Consider the following 23,617-nt stretch of genomic DNA (forward strand, 5'->3'; position numbering starts at 1 on the left):
GTCACGCTCACGTTCGCCCCGGGCGCGCCCAGTGGGGAACGAGCGTATGAACCGGTTCCACGCTCTCGTCGAGCAGGGCGGAAACCGGGTTTTCGTCCATCAGCCAGTCCGAGAAGTCATACGTCTGCCAAGCCGGATCGGCTGCGTCGAACGACGAGATCTCAAGCGGGTTGCCGCTCGGGTCTGCGAAATAGATCGATGAGATGAACCGGTGCGAGTTGTTCGCGCCGCGCCGCTCCGAAACGTCGGACACCTCGATGCCTTCGGACAGCAGGTGTTCGCGGAACCATACAACGTCGGCGTGACTGCCCACGTCGAACGACAGGTGATCGAGCTTCTGCGGCTCGACCGGCCGGCTCCAGCGGGCCTTCACACCGCTCGGCCACAGCACGGAACTGATCGGCGCGGGCGGCCGCTCGGTGACGCCAGACGTCTCATAAAGCGAGAACAGCTCGCCGCTGCGCATCTCGAAGAACACCTGGCGAACGGACAGCGTGACGGCGATCGGCGACAGGTCCGGTTCTGTGACCGCCAGGCCGCTCGAATGCTGGGCGGCCGTCTGCAGCCCCTTTCCGGTAGTGGTGAACCGCATGGTCCGCACGACACGCATGCCGAGCACGTCGCGGTAGAATCGCACGCCCGCGTTCATGTCGTGCGTAAATAGCACAAGGTGGTTGATGCCCCTGATGCGGCCGACCGCCGGCCCCGACTCCTGCAAAACCCGGCGGTGGCGCGGCAACTCCGGGACGTCCGACGATTCGCCTGCTTCCGTTTTCAGTTCAGCCATCGCTAAAGTCTCCTTGATTTCCAATATGCCGCTATGCATCGAGAACGAGCCGTGCCGAACACGACCGGGAAACGCATACCATCATGGTCTTATCCGCCGCGCGCTCTTTCGCGCTGAGCACCGAGTCGCGATGGTCCGGTGTGCCAGAGATCACCTTTGTCTCGCACGAGCCGCACACGCCTTCCTCGCACGACGAGGCGATGTTCACGCCGTGCTCCCCCGCTATGTCGAGGATGGATCTGTCTGCCGGCACGCTCACCACAAGGCCCGAACGCACGAACTCGACTTCGAATTCGGTATTCGCGTCGGTGGAGCCATACGCACGTGCGGAAAATTGTTCGTAATGAACGCGCTCCGGCGGCCACGACGCGCAGTGCTCATCGATCGAAGCCAGCATCGGCTCGGGTCCGCAGCAATAGAGCACCGTCTGCGGATCCGCCGCCTTGATGAGCGCCGCCAGATTGAACCGTCCGCGAGCATCGCTCTCGTGAACCTGAACCCGGCCCCCGCCGAAGGCGAGCAGGCTGTCGACAAAAGCCATCGATTTACGCGACCGGCCGCAGTACACGAGACGCCAATCGGCGCCCCGTGCGGACACGTCGGCGATCATCGGCCGGATCGGCGTGATGCCGATACCGCCCGCGACGAACAGATAGCGCGTCGCCGCCACGAGCGGAAAGTTGTTGCGCGGCGCCGATACACGAATCGTGTCACCCTCGGCGAACGCATCGTGAATATGGGCAGATCCACCGCGCCCATCGACTGCGCGGCGCACCGCGACCTGCCAGTGACGCCGGTCCTCGATCGGACCGCACAGCGAATACTGGCGCACGTACTCCGCGCCATTCGAAGCGAAATGGAGGTCGACGTGCGCGCCCGGCTCCCAGCTGGGGAGTTCTGCGCCGTCCTTGCGCGCGAACGTAAGACAATGAATACCGTCCGCCACCACCTCCTTGCGGGTGATCACCAGTTCGAAATCGCACTCGGACATGTTCAGATTCCTGATTAATGGACGGATTCCGCCACTCGGCGCCGAAACCCGCCCGTCGCGAAACACTCGCGTTTTACCCTGCTGACGGATCAGATCTCCAGTACTACCGCAGCGCCCTCGACGGAAACCGGCACGGTTTCGACGCCAGCTCTCAGACGCTCCAGCTCCTCGGGCGATTCGATCGACACTGGATAGCTGCGCACCTTTAGCCGCGACTCGAAGATCGTCCGACCGGTCTTGATCTCGAACTCCCAGTGATGCCACGGACACGCGACCACTTCACCGTCACGCACCCAGTGCATCTCAGGCAGACCGCCGGGCGGCAGCTCGGCCTCCGATGTCCCGCGCACGCGGCCCTTGCAAAGCGGGCCGCCCATGTGCGGGCAGGTGTTTTTCAATGCGAAGAACTCACCATCGACGTTGAAGACGCCGATCCCGCTCTTCACCTTTTCCGGGTAGACGATCGTCGACGCTCCGGGTGGCAGGTCCGCCACTGCACCCACTACATACCGCATTTTCTGTCTCCTGTTCGATGCTGACTGGTCAATCGCCCTGCTCGGCCAACACACGCGACGCGATGCGCGGATAGAACTGCGCCGCGTTATCTGCGAGGCAGCGCGTGCGGTTCAGCTCAGACCACGTCGGGAACACGTCCTTCGTGTCCACGCCGTCCCAGTACGGATAACGGCTGCCGTACACGACGAGCGAGGCGTTGTCGCCGCCGATCGTGCCCGCCTCGATCTTGCTGTGAGGCGAAATCTCGTCCTCAGCCTGCGTCACGAAGCGCACGTACTGCTCCAGGTACGTCGTCGGATCTTTGCTGACCCACGGCACCTCGACGCGGTCCGACTGCCAGTCTTTGTCGGTGCGGATCACCAGCGAACGCGCGGCGTGCACGCTGAGGTCGCCGAACACCACACGCAGTTCCGGCAGGCGCTCGAACACACCGGCGACGATGAAACTCGTCAGGTGCACAATCGACGAAATCGGTCGGAGCGCGTGGCTTTCCGCGAAGTAGCTAGGAAATCCGACCTGCGTCGGAGGCGGTTCGACGAGCGTCGCGAAGTCGTCGTGCACGAATACGACCAGGCCGCGCTCGGCCGCCGCGCGCCAGATCGGGAAAAAACGCTGCTCGCCGTAGGTCGCGAGCGCCCGAGCCGGCAGGACGAGCTGCACGAAACGATCATCGTCGGCCCAGCGGTCGATCTCGCGCAGCGCCGTGTCGGTATCGTTCAGCGCGATGCGAATCGAGCCGAGAAAGCGGCCGTCCGCTTCGGGGGCGTTCAACCACTTTTCAGCGAGCAGCGTGTTCGCGGCGCGCGCCACGGCCGTCGCTTGTTGGGGGTTCGGCCAGTAACCGCGCGTGGTCGGGCTCAGCACCGCATAATCGATACCCGTACGGCGAAGGCGCTCAGCGAATGCGGCCGGGCTTGATGCCTGATCGACTGGCACCGACAACTGGTCGAATGGCGCGCGGTACTTCTCGCCGAACAGCGGCGGCAGCTTGAGCAGATTCCACGGCGCGCCGACCGCGCGGTTGAACTCGTCATTCTCCAGAACCGGATGGATAGCGCAATCGATGATCATCGTGCACCTCCTGCCAAGTCGAAGCGGTCAACTGGTCTCGTCTTCGGCAAATCGTAGATCAGTCGCGCGTTTTCAGACATGATTCGTTTTTTCAGTTCGCCGCCAATCGAACGCGGCAGTGCCTTGCTCGGTGGGTCGTAATCGTAGTGGGGGTAATCACTCGAGAACATCACAAGATCGAACGCATTCGCCTCTTCGTACAGCGCGGCGATCTTTCGCGGATCGGTATTCTCCTCGATCGGCTGCGTGGCAAACCGGCAGTGATCGCGCACGTACTCGTTCGGCGTCTTCTTCAGCCCGAGTTCCTGCGCGGTCTGCTTCCAGTGACGATGCAAACGGTCGATGAACGGCTGGTACCACAGGAAACCGCCTTCGATGAACGCCACCTTCATGTTCGGATGGCGGTCGAACACACCGTTGCAGATCCAGCTCCCGAGGTGGGCCGCGTAGGCCATCGGCGCGATCAGCGAGTGGTATTCGACGAAGTACTGCAGCGGACCGGTCGACGTCCAGCCGAGCGGCTGGGTCGCGCCGCCGCGGAAGTGCATTCCGATCGGCAGGTTGTGGCGCGCGGCCGCTTCCCAGATCGGGTCGTACATCGGGTGGCCGAACGGACGCGGGCCGTGATGGCCGATCATCACTTGGCGAAAGCCCGGATGACCACCCCACTTGTCGATTTCCGTTGCGGAACCGATCGGGTCGTCGACCGAGATCGAGATCGAGCCGACGTAGCGGTTTTCCGCGTTGTACTTCGTCAGCCAAGTGTCGGCGAGCCAGCGGTTAACCGCACCTGCCAGCGCCGTGTCCAGCTTCGGGTCGGTCGTGAAGCCGCGAAAGCTCCACGGCAGCAGGATCGCATAGTCCGTCGGATCGTCGACAAACATCTGCTGGTCGACCATTTCCGGATCCGAGCCGATGTCGCCCATTTTCGGATACGCATCTTTGCGGCCGCCGCCCTCGAGCGTTTTGTACGTCGACCGGCTGAACGGTACGCTGTCGATCAGGTTCGGCATGTCGCGCCATCGCGCGTCCAGATAGGGAATCAGTTCTTCGAACGATTTCGGTTCGACGTGGACGTCGGTATCGATCACCTTGATCTCAACGTGTTCGATCTGGGTGTCCGGCACTTCCGGACGTTCAAGTATTGCCGTCGTCATAGTGTTTCCTCCCGACAATGTGGGGTCTCGTCATGATGGATCTTCTCGACTTTTTGTCACTGTCGATATATTCAGTCTGCCTGTCTATTTCAGATATGTCAACAGTTTGATGGCGGCCGGAAAACCATGTTCGGCGGGGCTTTACCGGCTCATCGGCACTTGACGGAACTCAGGTGAATTCCCTTGCATATGCCCTTCAGATATGCAGGAATGCTAAGTGGCTTGCGAAGTCTCAATGCGCTCGTTGGATACCTCGGAGTCAATGGTTCGGCAGTTGGCTACTGCCAGCCGGCGCATTAGAAGCCTGTCACCAGTTGCCAGAGCAGTGCCGCGTTTAGCGCCACAATTACTCCGGCACACAGCCATGCCAGCGCAAGTGGAATACGCTCGACGCGAAAGCGCCCCATCAATTCCGCGTCCGACGCAAACCGGACGAGCGGAATGACGGCCAGCGGCAACTGGATACTCAGCACCACCTGGCTGGCGATCAGCAATTGGTTCGAGCCGTGCTCGCCGAATGCAGCGACAGCAAGCAATGCTGGCCCGATAGCAAGGGTTCGGGTTAGCAGCGCACGGATCCACCGTGCACTTTTTAACTGGAGAAAGCCCTCCATCACCGCTTGCCCCGCTAGGGTACCCGTGACTGTCGCATTCAATCCGCAAGCGAGCAATGCCGCAGCGAACATGATGCTGGCCCAATTGCTCCCGACAAGGGGCGCGATCAGACGGTGAGCATCAGAGAGATCATTAACGTCGAAATGACCATTAGCATGAAACACCGCGGCGGCTACGATCAAAAGAGACGCATTCACGACAAAGGCCAGTCCGAGCGAACCGAATGTATCGATATTCACGCCTCTCATCGCGTCAGCCACTGCCTGATCATCACTGCCCGGAGCGTAATTCTTTACAAGGGCAGAATGGAGATAGAGGTTGTGCGGCATCACGGTCGCGCCTAGGATACCGGCGGCGAACCACACCATGCCCGCGTCCCGTAAGAGCGCCGCAGACGGCGCGAGACCTACGAGCGCATCGCTCCACGACGGGTTAGCAAGTGCGAGTTCGACGACAAAACAAAAACTGACGAAAAAGATAAGCGTTGTGATGACGACTTGCAGAGGACGTTGCCCATTGTTTTGCAACGCAAGCAACACGAACGTTCCAGCCCCGGACATGATCACGCCAACCGTAAGCGAGACGCCGAGCAAGAGTTGCAATGCCACAGCACTACCGACGACCTCGGCCACGTCGCAAGCGATAATTGCTATCTCACAGGTAATCCACAGAAACAGAGCGATGTGGCGGCTATAGCGCACACGGCACAACTGCGCAAGATCAAATCCCGTCACAACACCGACTCTCGACGCTACCCATTGAAGCAGCAGACCCATCAAGCTTGCCAGAAGCACAACGCTCAACAGTTGATATCCATATTTCGCCCCGCTACCGAGCGCCGTTGCCCAGTTACCCGGATCCATGTAGCCGACCGCCACTATCGCGCCAGCACCCAGAAAACTGAACCATCGTCCCCGCCCTCGGGGAGAGCCGCCTGGCGGGTCGTCGCCGGGTCCGCTTCCGCCGCCGCTTGAGACGCAATAAGCTTGATGAATTTGCTTACTGCCAGCGCTGATCGGGTCGCGTGACCCTACAGCGGTGCAGACGAGGTCGCGATGCGGGTCATTACCTCCCCAACCGCTTGTTTCCTTGAAATTCGTCGACTTTGTCAGCTCGCTCATACTCTGCCCCCGTAGCGCGAATGTGCAGGGGCCGGAACGTTCGCAGAGAAGTGCAGGAATATGCATCGTGTTCATACCAGTACTTCGTCGGAAGGAACGCTGTCTGAGCATTCCACTTGCTACCGATACTTCTCTATCTGATTGGTTTGGCATAATCGATATCCACAACGCGTGGGCGGCCGTATTTGTACTCGAAGAAGCCCTATCGGCGTCTTCCGGTAAGTTAGCGCTGTTAAGTTCAATTGAGCTCTGCGGTCAAACGTGACGAGCCAAGCTGCGCGGATGCTGCAGCTATTGGTAATGTGAGTTCCCGGTCTTTCGGGCGCCACAGAATGGCTCGCGGAAACGCCATCAGATGGGAAGCGCAAATCCCGAGATTGCTTCGCGGAGCGCGCCGGCCTGATCTTTCAACGATTGAGTCGCAGCGGCAGCTTCTTCCACAAGTGCGGCATTTTGCTGCGTCACCTTGTCCATCTCGCTGACTGCCCGGTTCACTTGCTCAATGCCTGCACTCTGCTCCTTTGACGCATAGCTGATTTCCGTCAGAATCTCGCTAACCCGTTGCACTGATATCACTATCTCACCCATGGTCTCACCCGCGCTCCCAACAAGCGCGGCGCCTTGCTCAACCGTGTTTGCTGAAGATTCGATAAGCGCCTTGATCTCTTTGGCGGCCATCGCCGAGCGCTGTGCAAGACTCCGCACTTCCGACGCCACGACAGCGAATCCGCGGCCTTGCTCACCTGCCCGAGCTGCTTCTACGGCGGCATTAAGCGCGAGAATATTGGTCTGGAACGCGATGCCATCAATTACGCCAATGATGTCGCCGATTTTCTCTGAGCTGGCCGCGATTTCGCCCATCGTCCGCACGACATCGCTGACCACTGAACTCCCGCGTGTCGCGACTTCTGCTGCCTGCCCAGCCAGCGTGGCGGCTTGTTCAGCGCTATCGGCATTTAGCCTCACGTTGGTCGTCATCTGATCCATGCTGGACGCTGTTTGCACCAATGCCGCCGCTTGTTCCTCTGTGCGTTGCGAAAGATCCATATTGCCGGCGGCGATTTCGTTGGCTCCAACGTTGATATTCTCAGCGCTAGATCGGATACGCGCGACGGAGTCCGCCAATCCCGCTTGCATCAATGCAAGCGCGTGCATAAGACTGCCCGCCCCATCCTTGCTTATCGACACGTCAGCCGTTAGATCACCTTGTGAGATACGATGCGCTGTCTCGATCGCCGACTCAAGTCCCCCGCCGAGTCCGCGTCGAACGCTACGAAGTACAAGAAGCATTGCAACGCTGGCGATTAGCCCTAGCACACCTGTGATAACTGTCCATCTGATAAGCGCGGTTACAAATTCTGCGTTCACGTCGTCCATATACATGCCGGTGACCATAATCATGTCCCACGGTCCGAACCGCAATGCATAGGAGGTTTTTTGCACTGGCGTATCCCGGCCGCTACCCGGCTTGTACCAGACATAGTCAACAAAGCCTCCGCCATCTTCAGTGCTGACCTTGACGAGTTCTTGAAAAAAATGCTTGCCGGTAGGATCAGCGAAGCTGGACTGATCCCTACCAACCAGGGCTGGCGCGAACGGGTGCATGAGCATAACGGGTCGAGAATCATTGACCGTCAGGTACCCGTCCTTGCCATAGCGCATGATTGAAAGCGCCTCAAGTGCCCTCCGCCTCGCCTCGTCTTCGCTCATCGCATTTTTCTGTACGAGCCCGTAATAATGCTTGACGACGCTTCCCGCCTGTTGGACAACTGTTTTTAACTGGTCGCGCCGGTCCTGGATTAGCGCGGCGCGGTATTGCCAAACTCCTGCTACCGCGATCAGCACCAAGCCAATCCACAACACAGCCATCATCGAGCTGAGCTTTTGATTCAATGTCATTTTTGGCATCGTGAGGGCCGTCCTTCCCTGTGGCGCAAACGCATGTGCTGCCATGTTGACGTCAACCTTCTTCATCCGCTCATCTGCCTTCGATATATCGAACCCATCGCCCGAGACAGAGTCCGCGAAGGTAATGCACCGGCCTTAGCAATTCCGTGGCACAGCATTCACATAACATTAATGTCGTATCGGAAGCTGTCACGAATGCTGGAGGATTGAGCAAGGTAGTCCCAACCATGGCATATATTTATGCATTGCTAGGTGTTATGAAGTCACGCGTTGCCGAACCGTATATTCGTCTCCCTTAGTTCGGGCCAACCGCGTACGGTTGGACAGGGGCACCGGTCAGAAGGTGCTCCTACGCGCGCGAAGCACGTTACGAGTGCAACAACATCGTAAATTTCATCCAACCGTCGCCAGCTGACGCATGCATAACATCAATTCCGAGACTTGATTTTCCCGACATACCGCTCACCGTCGCGGACAATATCCAGTCCGGCTCCGAAAGGCTTTGAAAGGTCATCAAGGCGCCGCAGAATACGCGCGCCGTCTTCGCCACGAGCCAATTCAGGGCAACCGCGACGACTCCTCGGCGCATCCCGCCCAAGCGTGATGGGATAGAGCGCACTATCGGCCAGCACGCCATCCTCAAAAGTGAACCGAGCTACAACTGATTCCCAGAATAGCGGTTGCTTTTTGTAGCCAGTCACCACGTCGAACAGATCCGCAGGCGTCGAAGTGAGAGGCATTCCCTGTTGCTCATATACTTCAAGTGGGAAAGACGAAAAAGTCTCGACGTTGAAGATGAAATTGCCAAGCGAATAGCAGATGGGCCTTCCAGCATAGAGCTCGACGCCGCGCAGCATGTGCGGACCATGGGCGAACACACCATGCGCGCCGGCATCGATCAATTGATGCGCGAGCGGCTGCAAAAATTCGGCAGGCACCTCGGTATTCCAGCGCCCTTGAATGCCTTCGTGGCAATGAAGCCCAACGAAAACAAGGTCCGCCTGGCGCGACGCTTCCTTCACCGAAGCGATGATCGCATCCGCGTCGCGCTCCAGCACGTCCGTCTGCACGCGCGAGTCGTCGGCCGGCGCGAAATTGACGCCCTCGACTGCGAAGCCACCCGGGGGAGGTCCGTCGTAAATGTTCTTGTCCGGGTAGGGAAAGTGAATGCCGGGCGCGGTCGTGCCACTCGACGCCACGTTGACGCCCGCCTCGGCGAGAATTTCGCGCAACTCGTGGAACCGCTCCTTGCGGATGTAGTGCGTTTTTTGCACACGCAGCGGAGCAGTGCCGGGCCGTCCGATATCACCGACACTCGGGTCCGCAGCAAGGCACAGACGGGCGTTGCTCGAGCCCGCTGCAATGTACGCAACTCGACAGCCTGGCGCACTGAAATAGCGGGGAGCGCGTGCTTCCTGCAGCGTTCTGCCCACGCCGGCATAAGTCAGACCACGAGCCTCCAACGCTTCCATCGACGACACGAGCCCCGATACGCCAAAGTCGGTCGCATGGTTGTGACCCATGCCGTAAATATTAATGCCGAGCCACTCGAATTCCGACAGGAGTTCCGGCTCGACGCCGCACGGAATCCCATGCATGGTGGTAGATGCCATCCTTCCCCGCCCGGGAAAGACCATCTCGACGTTGGTGATCGACACGTCAGTGTTTCGGACCAAGTCGACCAGCGCGAGAAAATCGACATCTGAATTCGGCGAGATGCGCTGCGTGAGCATGGCATCGCCCGTGGCAAGGACGCTAATTCTGGACACGACGAAATCTCCGTTTTCTACCATTCAGTTGAGAGTGGACCCGTGCAGCACAATAACCAGCATGCCTGCCACGACTATGAGGAACCCGATCACCAGCCGAATGTAGTGTGCATGCCGCACCGGATACAACAGTACGTCACGTCCGATTCGGGCGTTTCGCAGCGCATCATCCGCAGCACGGGGCGTTGTGTCGACGCCCGAACGGAACGGTTTTCTGGCGGTCATGATGATCAGTCTCCCTGCTTACCAATATCGTCAGTCTGCCTGCATATATTGGCGACGTATGTAAGGGTATGTACTTAAGCACACCGCCCAAGCGGCGCGCGTCAAGGGGAGCGATCGTTGGTGACCTGCCCCCTGCAAACATGGCCAGCCGGAGTCTAGTAAAGTCCGTTTTCGGAGAAGAAGACGAACATGAAGAAGCGCTTTACGGAACAGCAAATCATCGGGTTTCTGAAGGAAGCCGAGGCCGGTATGCCGGTCAAGGAACTGTGCAGGAAGCACGGGTTCAGTGACGCGTCGTTCTACACCTGGCGCGCGAAGTTCGGCGGCATGGAAGTCTCGGAAGCCCGCCGGCTCAAGGACCTCGAGGTGGAGAATGCTCGACTGAAGAAACTGCTGGCCGAAGCAATGCTCGATATGGAAGCGTTGAAGGTCGTGGCCAAGGGAAAGCCCTGAGCCCGCAAGCCAAACGCGAGGCAGTGTCGGCGATTCGGGAGAAGGTCAACATCTCCGAGCGCCGCGCCTGTCGGCTTGTCGGGCTTTCTCGCAGCGTGCTGCATTACGACGCGAAGCCGGACCACGAGAATGAGGTGCTAGCGGCGCGTCTGGTGGAGTTGGCGCACGAACGTCGTCGATTCGGCTACCGCCGATTGCACGCCCTGGTGGAACGCGAAGGCACGCACGCCAATCACAAGCGCATCTATCGTCTGTACCGTGAGGCAGGGCTGGCTGTGCGGCGCCGTCGCAAGCGCCAGGGCGTAATGATCGAGCGCGAGCAACTGGCATTGCCGGGCGCACCCAACGAGGTGTGGTCAATCGATTTCGTGATGGATGCGCTTTCCAACGGCCGGCGCGTGAAGTGCCTGACCGTCGTCGACGACTTCACGAAAGAGGCTGTCGACATCGTCGTCGAACATGGCATCTCAGGTTTATATGTCGCTCGGGCATTGGACCGTGCAGCTCGCTTCCGTGGCTATCCCAAGGCGGTGCGAACAGACCAGGGATCCGAATTTACGAGCCGCGCGCTTGACCAGTGGGCGTATGCGAACCGCGTCACGCTGAAGTTGATTCAGGCGGGCAAGCCAACGCAGAATGCGTACATCGAATCGTTCAACGGCAAATTCCGCGACGAATGCCTTAACGAGCACTGGTTCACGACGCTCGCGCACGCTCGGGCTGTCATCGCGGCATGGCGTCAGGACTACAACGAGCAAAGGCCACACAGCGCACTGAACTACCTTGCGCCGTCAGAGTTTGCGGCGAAACATCGGGCAACCGCGGATGCTCCTGCCGCTTTCCAGGAGCTGGTTTAAAGGGACTTTGCTAGAAGCCCATTGGCCCTATTGAATGGGGCAGGTCAGGGTGATGCTGCGTTGCGCAGCGAGATGAGGCGGCGATACCAGGCATCCTCGGCAAGCTGTACGGGCCAAAATCGCATCAGCTTCGCCTGCGCGCTCTAATCCTTTCAGTCGCGGAACGCTAGTCTACGGAGGAGTACAAGATGCATTCAGACAATCACATCGACCTGGAGATTGCCCTCCGCAAGATTCACGAGCTGGCGACGGCCGAAGGGGATTTGGGCTACGCGTATTGGTACGAAGTCGGACGGCTTCTACGACGAGCCGCTAACATGCAAGCTGAAATAGATTTGCTTGGCAAAGAGTTGGAACGGTGTCGCGCAACGCGTGCCAAAACTACCAGAGCCGTTAAGCACCGCCAGCGGAGCGCGAGCGAGACACGATGACCCAGCGACTTCGGGACGTTTCGGGTAAGTTATACAAGCCGCCGGCGAATGGCATGCGCCAAGTATTCGCGCTGTCGCGGCGTGAAGCCGAGAAACTGCCGCGGCTACCATCGATTGCCATCATCTGTGCGATTCACGGACATCGTTTCACTTTCTTGAAGGCCGTTTCTTTGGCGCGTCGGAACCCGTGGCGCCGATAGGAGACACGGGTTCCGACGCGCGCCGATGATGTTCGCCGAGGATTTTGTCGACTCGCCATTCGCGGTGCCGAATTCGCTCTTTCCGCTCGTCGTACGCACTTTCCACCTCGTTCGCGAGAGGTGTGATTTCACCCAGCTCCGCGATGCGGTCAACAGGAGTCTTTCCACCGAGTGAGCCGTGTGGCCGACGCCAGTTGTAGTCGAACTGCCACTCTTCGATTCGCAAGTCGATTGCCTGCTCTGTCGGGGCATGGTGGAACCAGAACTCGTTCAGGTCAGTAAGCTGCGAGCGTTCAACCTTGCCATTGAGGTGCGGCGAGCGTGGTGGAATTGGCCGGAACTTGATGTACTCGCTCATCAGGCGCCGCTGCACAGATTCAGCGAAGAACTCGCCGCCGCGATCGGTCTGGATACGTTGAATCGGAAACGGCATCTCCTCGATGACACGATCAAGGAAAAGCAGCGTATTTCGGGCATTTCTTCGGGGGTAGACGGCCAGTACGCGAAACCGTGAACAGTCATCGATGGCCGTGTACTGGTAGACGCCCCGCGCAATCTTCATCGTGTCCATCTGGACGCGGTCTCCGGGAACCGGACGACTGTAGCGCCTCGGTTGTGCCGGCCTGCTGGGGCGAACCAACGGCTTCACGGACGCTTCGCAAAGAACCTTATGAATGGTCGCGAGGGATAGTTCCCTTTGCTCGTGCAGACGCAATTCGTTCTGAATCCGCCGTGCCCCCTTGCGCTCAGCCCGCAGGCGAAGAATCGTTGCCCTATCTGCGTCAGATACCTTTTGATTCGGGCTGGTCAGAGGGCGACGGCTTTGAGAGCGAAGACCGTCCTCTCCCGCCTCCTGGTAGCGGCGCAGCCACTTTCGAAGCGTTGGCCTAGAGATGCCGCAACGCGTGCACACGAGACCGGCGTTGCCGGTCTCGTGATACATGTGCACCCAACGTAATCGCATCGAGATTTCGCGCTCCATCGTCCTATATTAGTTGAAACGATGTCCATGAATCACACACCTTATGAGCGATTATGCCGCCTCGGAAAATCGGCCGCAACTCCGGCGCAGTCGACGTGGGTTCCCTCCCTGCGCCGCCGGCTCAGCCAGCAGACGTCTCCGGATTTATCCACCAGCGATTCGCGAACTCGGCCTCTGGGGACCTCGACTTCGGCGCCGGCAGCGCGCTGACCACCGTATCCGCGACATTGACCTGACCGTAGGTTGCACCATCCACCCGCACCGGCGCGCCGCATTGCCCGCAGCACCAGACGAATCGACGCTGGGTGTGCGCGTCCACCCCAGTGGCGTAAGCGATTTTGAGCCTTCGGGTGCTCTGGTTGCAGTGCGGAACGCCTGGCGCCACGCGTGCGGATAGCGCCAGGGCTGGTCCTTGTGCCACCGATACGGACGGTGGCCCGCGAGGTCGAGCGGCGTAGCGACCAGCGAGTACGGAACGACGACCTCAGCACCGCACCCGCAAGGTTTTTCGGCCTCGTGCACCGCGTACTGCAGACTGAAGCGCCGCGCACCGGCCCCCATCCCGAACCTGAGCCTGCGCTGCAGCGCGCTGCTCACGAATGCCGCCAGGTCGCGCCAGTCATCGGGGTCGCGGGACAGCACCCACTTCTCGTTTGGTGGCGAGACAAGCACTTCGAAGCCACTGGGCGTGTCGGCTTTTCGCAGTTGGAAGGCCGGCGTCTTCTCAGACGGCTCATAAGTCGGGCGACGAAACAGCCACAACCCTCTGACCTTGCTGTCTGCATAGCGCTGCTGCCGCACCAGCGTTTCTGCCCAGGTCTGGGCGCTCCACTGCACTTCGAACGCCAGCCTAACGCTGCCCCGGCTCAGCAGCACGTCGGCCTGCCAACGTCCCTGCTCATCTTCCGCCTCGATTTCCACCGACCAGCCTGCCTGGCGAGCAGCCTGTGCAATGGTCGCCTTCGCCTGCAGGTGCTCGAGCGACTCCCCGTCATACCGGCAACCGCCGCGCTTTACATGGTAGAAGTGCTGGAAGCCCGTCGACGAGACGCGCAGGCCCACCTGCCCGGCGCAGCATTTGAATGACAGGTGCCGCTGGCTGTTGTGCTTCAGGCGCAGCAGCTCGAACTGCTCGCGGGAATAGTCGAACGCGTGGACCGGACCGTCAGAAGACAGACATTTCAGCGGCATCTACTCACTTTCCTGGAAGGTAGCGATTGAGGTCTGCGCGCGAACTCGTGATACCCAGACCCACCACGCAATAGTCGGCGTTGCGACGATTTTCGCTATCAGGGATGTCGCATCTGAAGCTACCGCTCATCTCGCTGCCGGCGTAGCCATTGCATTGATAGACCTCCGTGTATTGCCGCGCGCTCCAGTCGCATCGCTTCGTTCCGCGTTGAGTAACACCGAGCAAAACGGCAGTCAGCGGGAATCGATTGCGGTTGGTGATGTCCGCTCTGGTGAACCATCGGAAGTCGGGACTTCTTACCCCACCGTACTGTTGCCCGTCGTGGGCCACCGAGACATGAGTCAACGCTATCGCGGCGATAGCCGGCCTAGCTATTGCGTTTGCTGGGTCAAGCCCTGAAATCGTATGCAGTTCGACCGGGTCTTCGGGAACCGCGGTAGCTGGGTCAAATGGGTCGACAAGCTTTGGCAGCGGGTGCTTTTGGCGGCAGTAATCGGCGGCAATGGTGTACTGCGCGGTGTTTTTGACTTCGCTGCGCCTTGCCTCCATGCATTCCTCGTAGGTGCTGCCGTCCGAACCGAACAATCCAGCTACGGCGTGTGCAGAAACCAGTAGGGCTATTCCGCCCGATACCCAACGCATGTTCATTTTTGTCCCCGAAAACTCCCATCGCTTCGAGCCTGATGCACCGGCTCACGACTGCGGTCACTCTATATCGGCATGTTAGGTATCACAATGCCCTCAATCCCGGGAGTTTTTCCCGTAGCGCAGCTGTACACCACCGTTCCACTCGAGTGCCACCGGCGCGCGACAGGAATCGCAGTGCGCCTGATGGCGTCGTCGCCGGGACGACGGTAGACCGAGGGGTGCACCAGAATTACTTTTGGCATCACTTCCTCACCGATGGCTCGACTGTAAAAACTGAATCGCTCGTTGAAGCCGTATTGTTCAACGGAGGCAATAGAGGCCGTTCTACAAGATCGAAATGGCACAAAGCAACCCTGCACGGCAGACAGCCTAGACGCTGCGTGGCGCACGACCCATTTCATTTACCCGACGCAGCTGAGGTTTGCAGAACGACTACACGAGGGTTCCACCGCCGTCCACGACCACAGCTTGACCAGTCGTGTAGCCCCGTCGCATGAACGAAAGGTAGGCCTCAGCGAGATCGTCAGGTATGCCAACTCGCTCCACGGGCAGCTTCGCAGCAGTTTCGCGGAAAATGTGTTCGCCCGTCTCGGTCGGAATTCCGGACCAGAGATCGGTGACGACCATTCCGGGCACGACCGCGTTGACCCGGATGGGGGCGAGTTCGATGGCAAGGGCCCGCGTTAGCGACTCGATAGCCCCGCAAATGCTCGCCGCAAAGGCAAAGCCCGCTGGCGGGCGCCGTGCCGAAGTCCCGCCAGTCAAGACGATCGAGCCGCCGGGTCGCATATGGGGACTTGCCGCCTGCACCGCAGCGAGCACGCCCCAATAACGCAACTCGAAGAATTCGCGAGCGGCCGCCAGGTCGGTGTCCACGACGCGTGTCGCCTCTGTTCACGCAGAGGCGGCTTTTTCGTTTTCTTGTCAGCGCAAATCTGTCGATCGCTCGACCCTCACTACTACGCCCGAAGGAGGCCCCCCAAAAGGCACCTCACCATCCGGATACTGGATGGTGCCGTCCTGAAGCGGAGGTCGTCTATACACCTAACCGTGGCCGTTCACTCCCCGGCGGTGAGGAAGTCGATCAGGCTGAAAGGTGCGCGTGCGTCCAGGCAGAGATCCAGGACACGATGCGCGTCCGCGGCCGCGGCCTCGCTGCGCGAGAACATCGCCGCTTCGTAGGCCGCCAGCGCACCCTCCATGTCACCAGGGTGGGCAACGATGGCCTCGCCCAGTTCAGCCCCGTCGAGCATGGCCAGGTTTGCGCCGTCGCCGACAGGGGGCGATAGATGCGCGGCATCACCAAGCAGCGTCACGCCTGGGGTACGATGCCATCGATGGCCGATTGGCAACGCATTGATCGTTCGCAGAACGGGCGCGGTGTCGCTGCCGGTGATCAACGTGGTGAGCGGCAGCGCCCATCCGTCGAATTCCGCAGCGATCCGCGCCTTGGCCGCCGCAGCGTCGTTGAAGTCGATTTCCGCGAACCAGGACACAGGCCGCATCAATTGAACGTAGGTGTGGAGCACGCCTGCCGGCTCCCGATGGGCGGTGATCCCCTTGCCCGGTTCAAGCGCGAACATTCCGCCGGCCCCCACCGCCGCAGCCGCCGCCAGAAACCGCCGATCAGCGTCATGCAGGTAGGTCTCGACGAAGGACACGCCGACATAGGCGGGTTCGGCGGCCGACAACAGCGGGCGCACCTTCGACCAGGCGCCATCGGCCCCGACGAGTAATTCGGTCTCGACAGTTGAGCCGTCGGTGAAAGTCAACTCATGACGACCGGCGCCGAGGGCCCTGGTTCCGGCCAGCTTCCGTCCCCACCGAATCGTTCCGGCGGGCAAGGCGTTCATGAGAACCCGCCGCAGGTCGCCCCGGAGCACCTCGGGACGCATGCCGTCTCCGGCCTGATCGAGCAGCACATTGCCCAGCCGGTCGAGCGCGCGTGTCGCGTCGCCACCTTCGTGAATGATCGCGCGGAACGCGTCCGTCAGACCTGCCGCAGCGAGCGCACGCTGGCCGTCGTGCTCGTGAATGTCGAGCATGCCTCCTTGGGGACGGGCCCGCTCGGAGGGCTCCGCTTCGTAAATTGTAGCCATGACGCCATGCAAGCGGAGCACGCGGGCGAGGGTCAGGCCGCCCAGCCCTGCGCCGATGATGGTGACGGAAGTGGTCATGACCTAACCTCGAAGTATGATGGAACAATGTTCCATACTACACTCATTGGAACGCCGTTCCAGACGTGTAAGGATGACCTTGTGGTGAAACGAGCTCAACAAACCGTGCGGCGCGCCGACGCCCTCTCCAGGCTGCGGATTGTCCAGGCCGCGATTGAGATTCTCGATGCACGTGGCGAGGCCGCCCTGACATTCCGGGCGCTAGCGACACACCTGGCGACGGGCAGCGGTGCGATCTACTGGCATGTCGCAGATCGGAACGACCTGCTTGCCGCCGCAACGAGGGAGGTCTTCGCGCGTGCGCTGGCGGAAGTGGCCAACGAAGCAGAGCCCAAGGCCGCGCTGCGCGCCATCGCGCTGAAGGTATTCGACACGATCAACGCTCGCCCATGGGCCGGCGCTCACCTTTCCCAAGAACCGTGGCATCCCTCGGTCGGGGACATTTTCGAGCGGGTTGGCCAGGGGCTTGAGGCGCTTGGAGTCTCTGCCGACGCACAATTCGATTGCGCCTCCGCGCTGACAAACTACATTTTGGGCGTAGCCGGACAGAACGCGGCTAACGCCCGCCTGCTTCCGGGCGGGTCGGATCGCCGGGCATGGCTGGCGGCCATAGCCACCCGCTGGATTGAGGATGATCCCGAATCGCGTCCATTCGTGCGGCGGGTGGCGGCGCAACTGCGCGAGCATGATGATCGCCAACAATTCCTCGCCGGCGTCGACTTCATCCTGGCCGGCGCCTGCGTCAAGCCAGATGTGTAAGAGCGGCAGCGCTCACGCGCTAGCCATCTTCCAGGGAGGCATGCTGAGCTTCCGGCCTTGAGCGCTCCTCAGGATGCAGGATCAGGATGCTGCCGCGCATAACGCGCCGGCGGTAGTCCAACATGGCGGCTGAAGGCGACGCTGAATGCGCTCGCCGAACCGTAGCCAACGCGTTCCGCGATTTCGGCGATGCTTGCGTCGCTCTGCCGGAGCATGTTCCTGGCCAGCGCCATGCGCCAGTTCAGCAGATAGGCTATCGGTGCCAGACCGACAGCGCGACTGAAACGCTCAAAGAAGGCCGAACGGGAAAGGGCGGCCTCCTTCGCCAATTGCGCAACGGTCCACGCGCGCGTGGGACTTTCGTGCATCCGGCGTAACGTGACGGCAAGGCGTTCGTCGGCGAGCCCCCGTACGAGACCGCACGACATGGGCGTCGCAGCCGTCGAGCGGAGTGCTTCGATAAGCAGTACCTCGAGCAGATGCGCGAGGATGACCTCGCGCGCTGGGCGGCGTTCGCGGAACTCGTCCCGTACGAGCTCGACGAGGGTGGCAAGACGCGGTTCGCCACGCACATGCACGACCCGGGGAAGCAACGACACCAGCAGGTTCGAATCGGGAGAGCTGAAGCTGCAATGGCCGACGAGCATCCTAAGGTCCGCCGGACCGTCCTGATTGCCGATCCGGAATTCGCCGGGCGCGACCGCAACGGGCGTGCTCCCGGGGGTGTCGACCGGGCATGGCGCACTGCTGGACATCGCCACGCCGTACGACTCAGGCACCAGGACAAAATCTCCGGAGCGGAGTTCGATCGGCTCGTGCCCGTCAATTACAAGGCGGCACGCACCCTCGAGAACGACGCAATAAAACGGTTGCCCGGCATCCGAGCGGCGGATGTGCCACGGCCCGGCGCCGAGAACGAGCTTCGAATACCTGCGCCCGGCTGAAGAAGCGTGACAACCTCTGCAAGCGGATCGATCACTTCCGGACTCCTGCTAACGATTCATGGACGTGTGAGCGGCGCCGTTCGAGGTCACCTCGATGGCGACGATACGTGAGGTTTTCGAGAGCAACACCTTCGGCACGATGGCGATGACACAGGCGGTGCTGCCGCAGTTCAGGGAACGCCGGGCCGGCGTCGTGGTCAACGTGACATCGTCCGTGACGCTGCGGGCCCTCCCGCTGATCGCGGCCTACACGGCGAGCAAGGCGGCGGTGAATGCGTTCACCGAGTCGATGGCCCTCGAGCTCGGACAGTTCGGCGTGCGCGCACACCTTGTGATTCCGGGACGTGCGCCCGAAACCCGTTTCGCCGAGAATGGCAACTCTCGCATGCAGGGTCTCGACCACGAGGCCTATGCCGATCTCGTCAAGGGGTTCATGGCCAGGTTCAGCGAACCGGGACCGATCACGCATGCGCAGGATGTCGCCGAAGCGGTGTGGCGTGCGGTGACCGATGCATCGAGTCCGCTGCGGATTCCTGCAGGGGCCGACGCGGTGGCCTTGGGGGGTGTGAGCTGACCACCCAGGCGACGCCATAAAGGTTGTCACCGCGCCGACATCGTTGGACAGAACTCGAGCGATCACGGCCAGGCCCGGCGGAGCGCGCAAGCGGGCAACATCTCGCGCCGTCCGTTCTCCAGAGGCGCGGCGAGATCCGCGAGTGGACTGCGGCGGACGGGTTCTCTGCCAATCAGATGTAGGCCAGTGACTGGCGCGGCCTGAAACTATGCTGCCCCCGGCAACGGTAGCGCCCGCCTTTCAGTGCAGGGAAACACCGGAATGTGCCTTTCAGAACCGGTAAAGGAGATTTAGATGCTGTACGAGCTAACGACGCTTTCGTGCTCCCTTCTGGAACAGGACACCGTATCCGACGGTGCGCGCCGGTGGGTGTCCGATACCAACGCGACCGGTATCGTGCTTGGATCGTGGCGCACGGAGATTGGCGAGCTCGGGCGAATCATCGTCCTGCGCAAGTTCAAGACCATGTCCGAACTCCAGCATGAACGTGAGCGGGCTTATATGGACCAGCGGCCGTTTCATACCGGGAACCCGCGGATCCGGATAGACATGGAAAGCTATGCGCTGTTTCCTTTTTTGCCAGAAGTCGAACCCGCGACATTTGGCAGATTCTACGAGTTTCGCCGCTACTGGCTGAAACCCGGTGGCATTGCGCCAACCATCGCGGCCTGGGAGAAGGCCGTCGGCCCTGCCAAAGCTTACACATCGCATCTGGTCGCAAACATGTATGCACTCGACGGCCCGCCTCGCATCACCCACATCTGGGGATTCTCAAGCCTCGAGGAGCGTATGGCGTTACGGGCACGTCACTATGCCGAGGGGCTATGGCCGCCTGACGGTGGCCCGCAGCAGATCGAGCGGGCAACCTCGACGATCTGCCTGCCTGAAGCGTGGTCGCCAATGTGCTGACGTCGCGCGCGCGATGTGCAGATCCAGAGCACGTGCCTCACGGATATTGATGGGTGCGCCTGCCTGCTCCACGACCCATACAGACTACCGGGAAGACAATGACGATGACAGGAAATCCTACGATCGCCCTCGTGGGGCCTGGGGCAATCGGCACGACCGTGGCAAGCAGCCCTGGGTGGTCGCATCGCGGTGCCGGGACCCGTGCGAACCAATCCTGCTGAAGTCGAAAGTACGTTCGACCTGGTCTTTGTCGCAGTAAAGTCCACACAGGTGGAGGCGGCCGCGCCATGGCTGTCTGCCTTGTGCGGGAACAGGACTGTGGTCTGCGTGTTGCAGAACGGCGTTGAACAAAAAACGCTCTTCGCGCATAGAGTTCTTCGGCCACCGCGAGGAAACAACATAAGTGGCGAAGATCCATTTACTTCGCTCCATTCCATCGACTCATCACAATTACTTTCAGCGCGGCATTCAAACGGGTCATGAACTGCTCGCCGCGCCAGTATGGTCGTGGACACCAGGGAATCGTACGAAGACGCCGGCCGACGCGCCAGAGGCGAGATGCCGCCCGAGAACAGTTGCATCGTCGGACAGTTCAGGGATGCGGACCTTCTCGACTGTTACGCCGTCGATCTCCCCTCCGGAACACCGTCGGACATGCGTGCGCTCGCCGCGACCATGTTTCGGTCCCCACCCGTATGGTTTCGGCTCCTCATGCTCGTTCGGGACACGGTAATACGCGTATTCGGAGTGAAAACGTCCAGTCAGATGCGCCTGACGGCACCGCGAACGCACATCATCGAATTTTTTCCGATACAACGCGAGGATCAGGACGAAATCGTTCTGGGCGAAAACGATATTCATCTGGATTTCTGCCTTTCGCTTCTGCGTCAGCAAACGTCGAACGGCCAGCATCTGTATGCGACCACGGTAGTGCATTGTCACGGCAGGCTTGGCCGCACCTATCTTGCGGTCATCGAGCCGTTTCACCGTCTGGTCGTGCGCGCCAGTCTGGCCCGCCTGGCAAGGCGCCTGCAGGCTACTGAAGCTGGCCGGACCTGACGCTGTCTTTCACCACCGTCGAATTGCTTCGACTTTCCTCGCGTCGTTTAGATGGTGTCGACCATTGTGTTGAGTCTTTTCGTCGGCGGCAATTTCTCCCATACATCGGGACTGACTGTCCTCTCCATCGGCGAAGCTGTTATCTGGCTCCTGGCTCACGCTATCAGACTTCATCCGCGACCGCGCCGCTGTCCGACTTCGGCGGTGCCCCACATCCCACGCAGTGGCGACCGCGCTCGCCAGTGACTCAGGGAGCTTGATCCGTCGGAACCAGCCTCATCGCCCTACCGCCTAATTTCGGCGCGAGCTTCTGCTGGACTGCAACCACTGCCGGAAGCGGGCGCCATGCCACTGTCATGCTATCGACAAGGCCCGCATCGTTTAGATGCATGTGATCCATGCCGTCGATCACCTGGTCGCCCAGCCTGATCGTGAAGACGGCGACGAAATCAGCCCCTTCGCGAAGGAGAAGCTTCGGTTCAAAGGCCTCCACCGTATCGAGAAGCTGGGTCAGGACATCTGCGACGCGCTCCTTGCCTTGGAAGGGGGCGGGAGCGATTGGGCTTCGAAGGACGACGTTGTCTGCCATATGGACCTTGGTTCCTTCGACATCGCGCCTGCCCATGGCGTCGAGATAAGCATCGAGATGCTCGGTAGTTAACATAAGAAATTTCTCCTGATGAGTCGGCGGCGCGGGTTCTGCGCGTTTAGTTGTCGAAACGATGAGCGACCTGACGTTCGCTCAATTGCTCCGCGCCCTACAAATCTAACTGTGATGCCTTGAAGGCGCGTAACCCCATGCCTCATAAAGGCAAGCTGCCTTCCAAATCCATCGTAATGCCATTGACCTGGGTAATTAACGGGGGTAGCGTTCATGTCAGCCATGACAAAAATGTCATGAATAATGTGTGTGGGGCTCATGTGGAAAATTTGAGTGCGCTGGGAGGGCTGGAAGTCTTTGTCCACACTGCGAGAACCCGGAGCTTCGCCGCCGCCGGGCGGGAGCTCGGCATCTCGGCGTCAGCCATCAGCAAAAGCATTTCCAGGCTTGAAGAGCGCGTTGGCGTGCGGCTTTTCCAGCGCAGCACGAGAAGCGTCCGGCTTACGTCCGAAGGCGAGATGTTTCTGGACAGATGCCGACGGATTTTCGGGGAAGTTCAGGCGGCCGAAGATGAGCTCAGCGCAATGGCCCGGCATCCGCGAGGGCGGTTAAGGGTGGGATTATCGCATTCGGCGGGGCTGCCCTTTCCCGTGCTTTCAGCCTTCATGGAGCAGCATCCCGAGATTGAACTCGATCTTGATTTCACTGATCGACTGGTTGATGTAATCGATGAAGGATTCGATGTCGTCATTCGCGGGAGCGCGCTTCGGGATTCACGGCTCGTCTCCCGACCGCTGGGTTCGTGGCGCGCCTGTCTGGTCGCCTCGCCGGTGTATCTCAAACGAGAGGGAGTGCCAGCGAATCCGGATGATCTTTTTAGTCATGCCTGTTTGCACTATCGCTGGACACCCACTGGAAAACTGCACCAGTGGCCGCTGCGGCCTTCGACGTTCACAGCGGCTGGCGCGTCGTTGCCGTTGTCGATGGTGTGCAACAGCCTGGACATGTTGGTTTATATGGCGCTGGCAGGCCGCGGGATTGCATGCGTGCCTGACTTTTCCGCCAGGACCGCGCTCGCCGACGGACGCCTGAAAACCTTACTGGATCCGTACGTGAAGGATTACAACAGTATCCACGTGGTGTGGCCCAGCAATCGGAAAATGACGCCCAAGGTCCGCGTCTTCGTGGATTTTGTGCGCACCCATTTTGGCGAGCATCTGGTTACTGAAACCGCGGATCGGAAACGACGACGGCAAGCACTCGGCTAGAACCGTCCAGGAGGTTGTAGGGGGAGGTTCGCGGTTCTGTCGGATAAGGTCGGCATGGGCAGTCTTTCATTACATCCGGCGGGAGCAGTTCCGCACCTTCATGAAAAGGCGGTGCCTGCCGACTTGGTATTCCATGCAAGCGCTCGCTGGACGATCTTGTGCTGTCGCTCCTCAAACGCCGTGCTGCCGGCAATGCATTGACGCAGGCGGCGTGGGTGGACGCCGTGACACATGAACTCGGCGAGCACGGCAGACAACAGTTCGATGACATGATGGACGGCAAACCGATCGCGCTCGAAAGCGACGCCTTCGGTGCATGCATGCTTCGAACCTGTCCGCATTTTTGTGGGCGAGGCGGTTGAACAACAGGTTATCCACGCGCCTGCGTGAATCGCTCGCCGAA

Annotated in this window: 21 protein-coding genes and 3 pseudogenes; 7 read left to right on the forward strand and 17 right to left on the reverse strand. The window is 60.4% G+C overall.

Annotation, left to right across the window (positions count from 1 at the left end; translation table 11 throughout):
* Positions 1–7: 7 nt before the first annotated feature.
* The 9 genes from SB786_RS25900 to SB786_RS25940 form a co-directional block, all read right to left on the reverse strand.
* Positions 8–787, reverse strand: coding sequence for a VOC family protein (locus SB786_RS25900; RefSeq protein WP_410729973.1), 780 nt, complete (start codon positions 785–787; stop codon positions 8–10).
* Positions 788–818: 31 nt separating this feature from the next.
* Positions 819–1,778, reverse strand: coding sequence for a PDR/VanB family oxidoreductase (locus SB786_RS25905; RefSeq protein ID WP_410729974.1), 960 nt, complete (start codon positions 1,776–1,778; stop codon positions 819–821).
* A gap of 89 nt (positions 1,779–1,867) precedes the next feature.
* Complete coding sequence (locus SB786_RS25910) at positions 1,868–2,293, reverse strand: Rieske (2Fe-2S) protein (protein WP_410729975.1); 426 nt, start codon at positions 2,291–2,293, stop codon at positions 1,868–1,870.
* Positions 2,294–2,321: 28 nt separating this feature from the next.
* Complete coding sequence (locus SB786_RS25915; protein ID WP_410729976.1) at positions 2,322–3,365, reverse strand: amidohydrolase family protein; 1,044 nt, start codon at positions 3,363–3,365, stop codon at positions 2,322–2,324.
* Positions 3,362–4,522 (reverse strand): amidohydrolase family protein, encoded by a 1,161-nt coding sequence (locus SB786_RS25920; protein ID WP_410729977.1) that lies wholly within the window; start codon positions 4,520–4,522, stop codon positions 3,362–3,364. The genes SB786_RS25915 and SB786_RS25920 overlap by 4 nt, the downstream gene beginning before the upstream one ends.
* Before the next feature lie 296 nt (positions 4,523–4,818).
* Positions 4,819–6,333 carry an Nramp family divalent metal transporter gene (locus tag SB786_RS25925; RefSeq protein WP_410729978.1) on the reverse strand — a complete coding sequence of 505 codons (1,515 nt, stop codon included), beginning with the start codon at positions 6,331–6,333 and terminating at the stop codon, positions 4,819–4,821.
* 276 nt (positions 6,334–6,609) lie between these two features.
* Positions 6,610–8,157: a methyl-accepting chemotaxis protein gene (locus tag SB786_RS25930; RefSeq protein ID WP_410729994.1), complete on the reverse strand. Its 1,548-nt coding sequence runs from the start codon at positions 8,155–8,157 to the stop codon at positions 6,610–6,612.
* Between the two features lie 437 nt (positions 8,158–8,594).
* Positions 8,595–9,935 carry a CapA family protein gene (locus SB786_RS25935; protein WP_410729979.1) on the reverse strand — a complete coding sequence of 447 codons (1,341 nt, stop codon included), beginning with the start codon at positions 9,933–9,935 and terminating at the stop codon, positions 8,595–8,597.
* 24 nt (positions 9,936–9,959) lie between these two features.
* Complete coding sequence (locus tag SB786_RS25940; RefSeq protein WP_410729980.1) at positions 9,960–10,160, reverse strand: hypothetical protein; 201 nt, start codon at positions 10,158–10,160, stop codon at positions 9,960–9,962.
* Between the two features lie 189 nt (positions 10,161–10,349).
* Between SB786_RS25940 and SB786_RS25945 the strand changes: the two genes are divergently transcribed.
* Positions 10,350–11,470 (forward strand): IS3-like element IS407 family transposase gene (locus SB786_RS25945; protein ID WP_410729981.1). Its coding sequence is split into 2 segments (ribosomal slippage): positions 10,350–10,596 and positions 10,596–11,470, totalling 1,122 coding nucleotides; the frame shifts between segments, so codons are not numbered across the junction.
* A gap of 578 nt (positions 11,471–12,048) precedes the next feature.
* Here SB786_RS25945 and SB786_RS25950 read toward each other — a convergent pair.
* The 5 genes from SB786_RS25950 to SB786_RS25970 form a co-directional block, all read right to left on the reverse strand.
* Positions 12,049–13,065, reverse strand: a complete 1,017-nt coding sequence (locus SB786_RS25950; RefSeq protein ID WP_410729995.1) for an IS481 family transposase — start codon at positions 13,063–13,065, stop codon at positions 12,049–12,051.
* Between the two features lie 162 nt (positions 13,066–13,227).
* Complete coding sequence (locus SB786_RS25955) at positions 13,228–14,274, reverse strand: competence protein CoiA (RefSeq protein WP_410729982.1); 1,047 nt, start codon at positions 14,272–14,274, stop codon at positions 13,228–13,230.
* A 4-nt stretch (positions 14,275–14,278) separates the two neighbouring features.
* Complete coding sequence (locus SB786_RS25960) at positions 14,279–14,923, reverse strand: hypothetical protein (protein ID WP_410729983.1); 645 nt, start codon at positions 14,921–14,923, stop codon at positions 14,279–14,281.
* A gap of 432 nt (positions 14,924–15,355) precedes the next feature.
* Positions 15,356–15,799 carry an SDR family oxidoreductase gene (locus SB786_RS25965; protein WP_410729984.1) on the reverse strand — a complete coding sequence of 148 codons (444 nt, stop codon included), beginning with the start codon at positions 15,797–15,799 and terminating at the stop codon, positions 15,356–15,358.
* Positions 15,800–15,981: 182 nt separating this feature from the next.
* Positions 15,982–17,100, reverse strand: a complete 1,119-nt coding sequence (locus SB786_RS25970; RefSeq protein ID WP_410729985.1) for an FAD-dependent oxidoreductase — start codon at positions 17,098–17,100, stop codon at positions 15,982–15,984.
* An 84-nt stretch (positions 17,101–17,184) separates the two neighbouring features.
* Between SB786_RS25970 and SB786_RS25975 the strand changes: the two genes are divergently transcribed.
* Positions 17,185–17,859, forward strand: a complete 675-nt coding sequence (locus SB786_RS25975; protein ID WP_410729986.1) for a TetR/AcrR family transcriptional regulator — start codon at positions 17,185–17,187, stop codon at positions 17,857–17,859.
* A gap of 68 nt (positions 17,860–17,927) precedes the next feature.
* Here the strand turns inward: SB786_RS25975 and SB786_RS25980 are convergent.
* Positions 17,928–18,838, reverse strand: a pseudogene (locus tag SB786_RS25980) (cupin domain-containing protein).
* A gap of 35 nt (positions 18,839–18,873) precedes the next feature.
* On the opposite strand from SB786_RS25980, the pseudogene SB786_RS25985 reads away from it, so the two are divergent.
* From SB786_RS25985 to SB786_RS26000, 4 genes and pseudogenes are all read left to right on the forward strand, one after another.
* Positions 18,874–19,377 (forward strand): annotated as a pseudogene (locus SB786_RS25985) (SDR family NAD(P)-dependent oxidoreductase); the annotation flags it as partial.
* Positions 19,378–19,671: 294 nt separating this feature from the next.
* Positions 19,672–20,286, forward strand: a complete 615-nt coding sequence (locus SB786_RS25990; RefSeq protein ID WP_410729987.1) for an NIPSNAP family protein — start codon at positions 19,672–19,674, stop codon at positions 20,284–20,286.
* Positions 20,287–20,384: 98 nt separating this feature from the next.
* Positions 20,385–20,652: pseudogene (locus SB786_RS25995) on the forward strand (2-dehydropantoate 2-reductase N-terminal domain-containing protein); the annotation flags it as partial.
* Between the two features lie 135 nt (positions 20,653–20,787).
* Complete coding sequence (locus tag SB786_RS26000; RefSeq protein WP_410729988.1) at positions 20,788–21,345, forward strand: DUF2867 domain-containing protein; 558 nt, start codon at positions 20,788–20,790, stop codon at positions 21,343–21,345.
* A gap of 247 nt (positions 21,346–21,592) precedes the next feature.
* Here the strand turns inward: SB786_RS26000 and SB786_RS26005 are convergent, their stop codons facing one another.
* Entirely contained in the window at positions 21,593–22,009 is a 417-nt protein-coding gene (locus SB786_RS26005; protein ID WP_410729989.1) for a nuclear transport factor 2 family protein, read from the reverse strand.
* A gap of 266 nt (positions 22,010–22,275) precedes the next feature.
* Between SB786_RS26005 and SB786_RS26010 the strand changes: the two genes are divergently transcribed.
* The gene (locus SB786_RS26010; protein ID WP_410729996.1) at positions 22,276–23,214 is read left to right on the forward strand and encodes a LysR family transcriptional regulator; all 939 of its coding nucleotides are present in this window, start codon (positions 22,276–22,278) and stop codon (positions 23,212–23,214) included.
* 98 nt (positions 23,215–23,312) lie between these two features.
* Here SB786_RS26010 and SB786_RS26015 read toward each other — a convergent pair.
* Positions 23,313–23,617, reverse strand: a 305-nt coding sequence (locus tag SB786_RS26015) for a hypothetical protein (RefSeq protein WP_410729990.1), incomplete at its 5' end; no start/stop codon positions are given.

The sequence above is a fragment of the Burkholderia sp. SIMBA_062 genome (assembly GCF_046534765.1).
In the GTDB taxonomy this organism is placed as follows: Bacteria; Pseudomonadota; Gammaproteobacteria; order Burkholderiales; family Burkholderiaceae; genus Burkholderia; species Burkholderia ambifaria.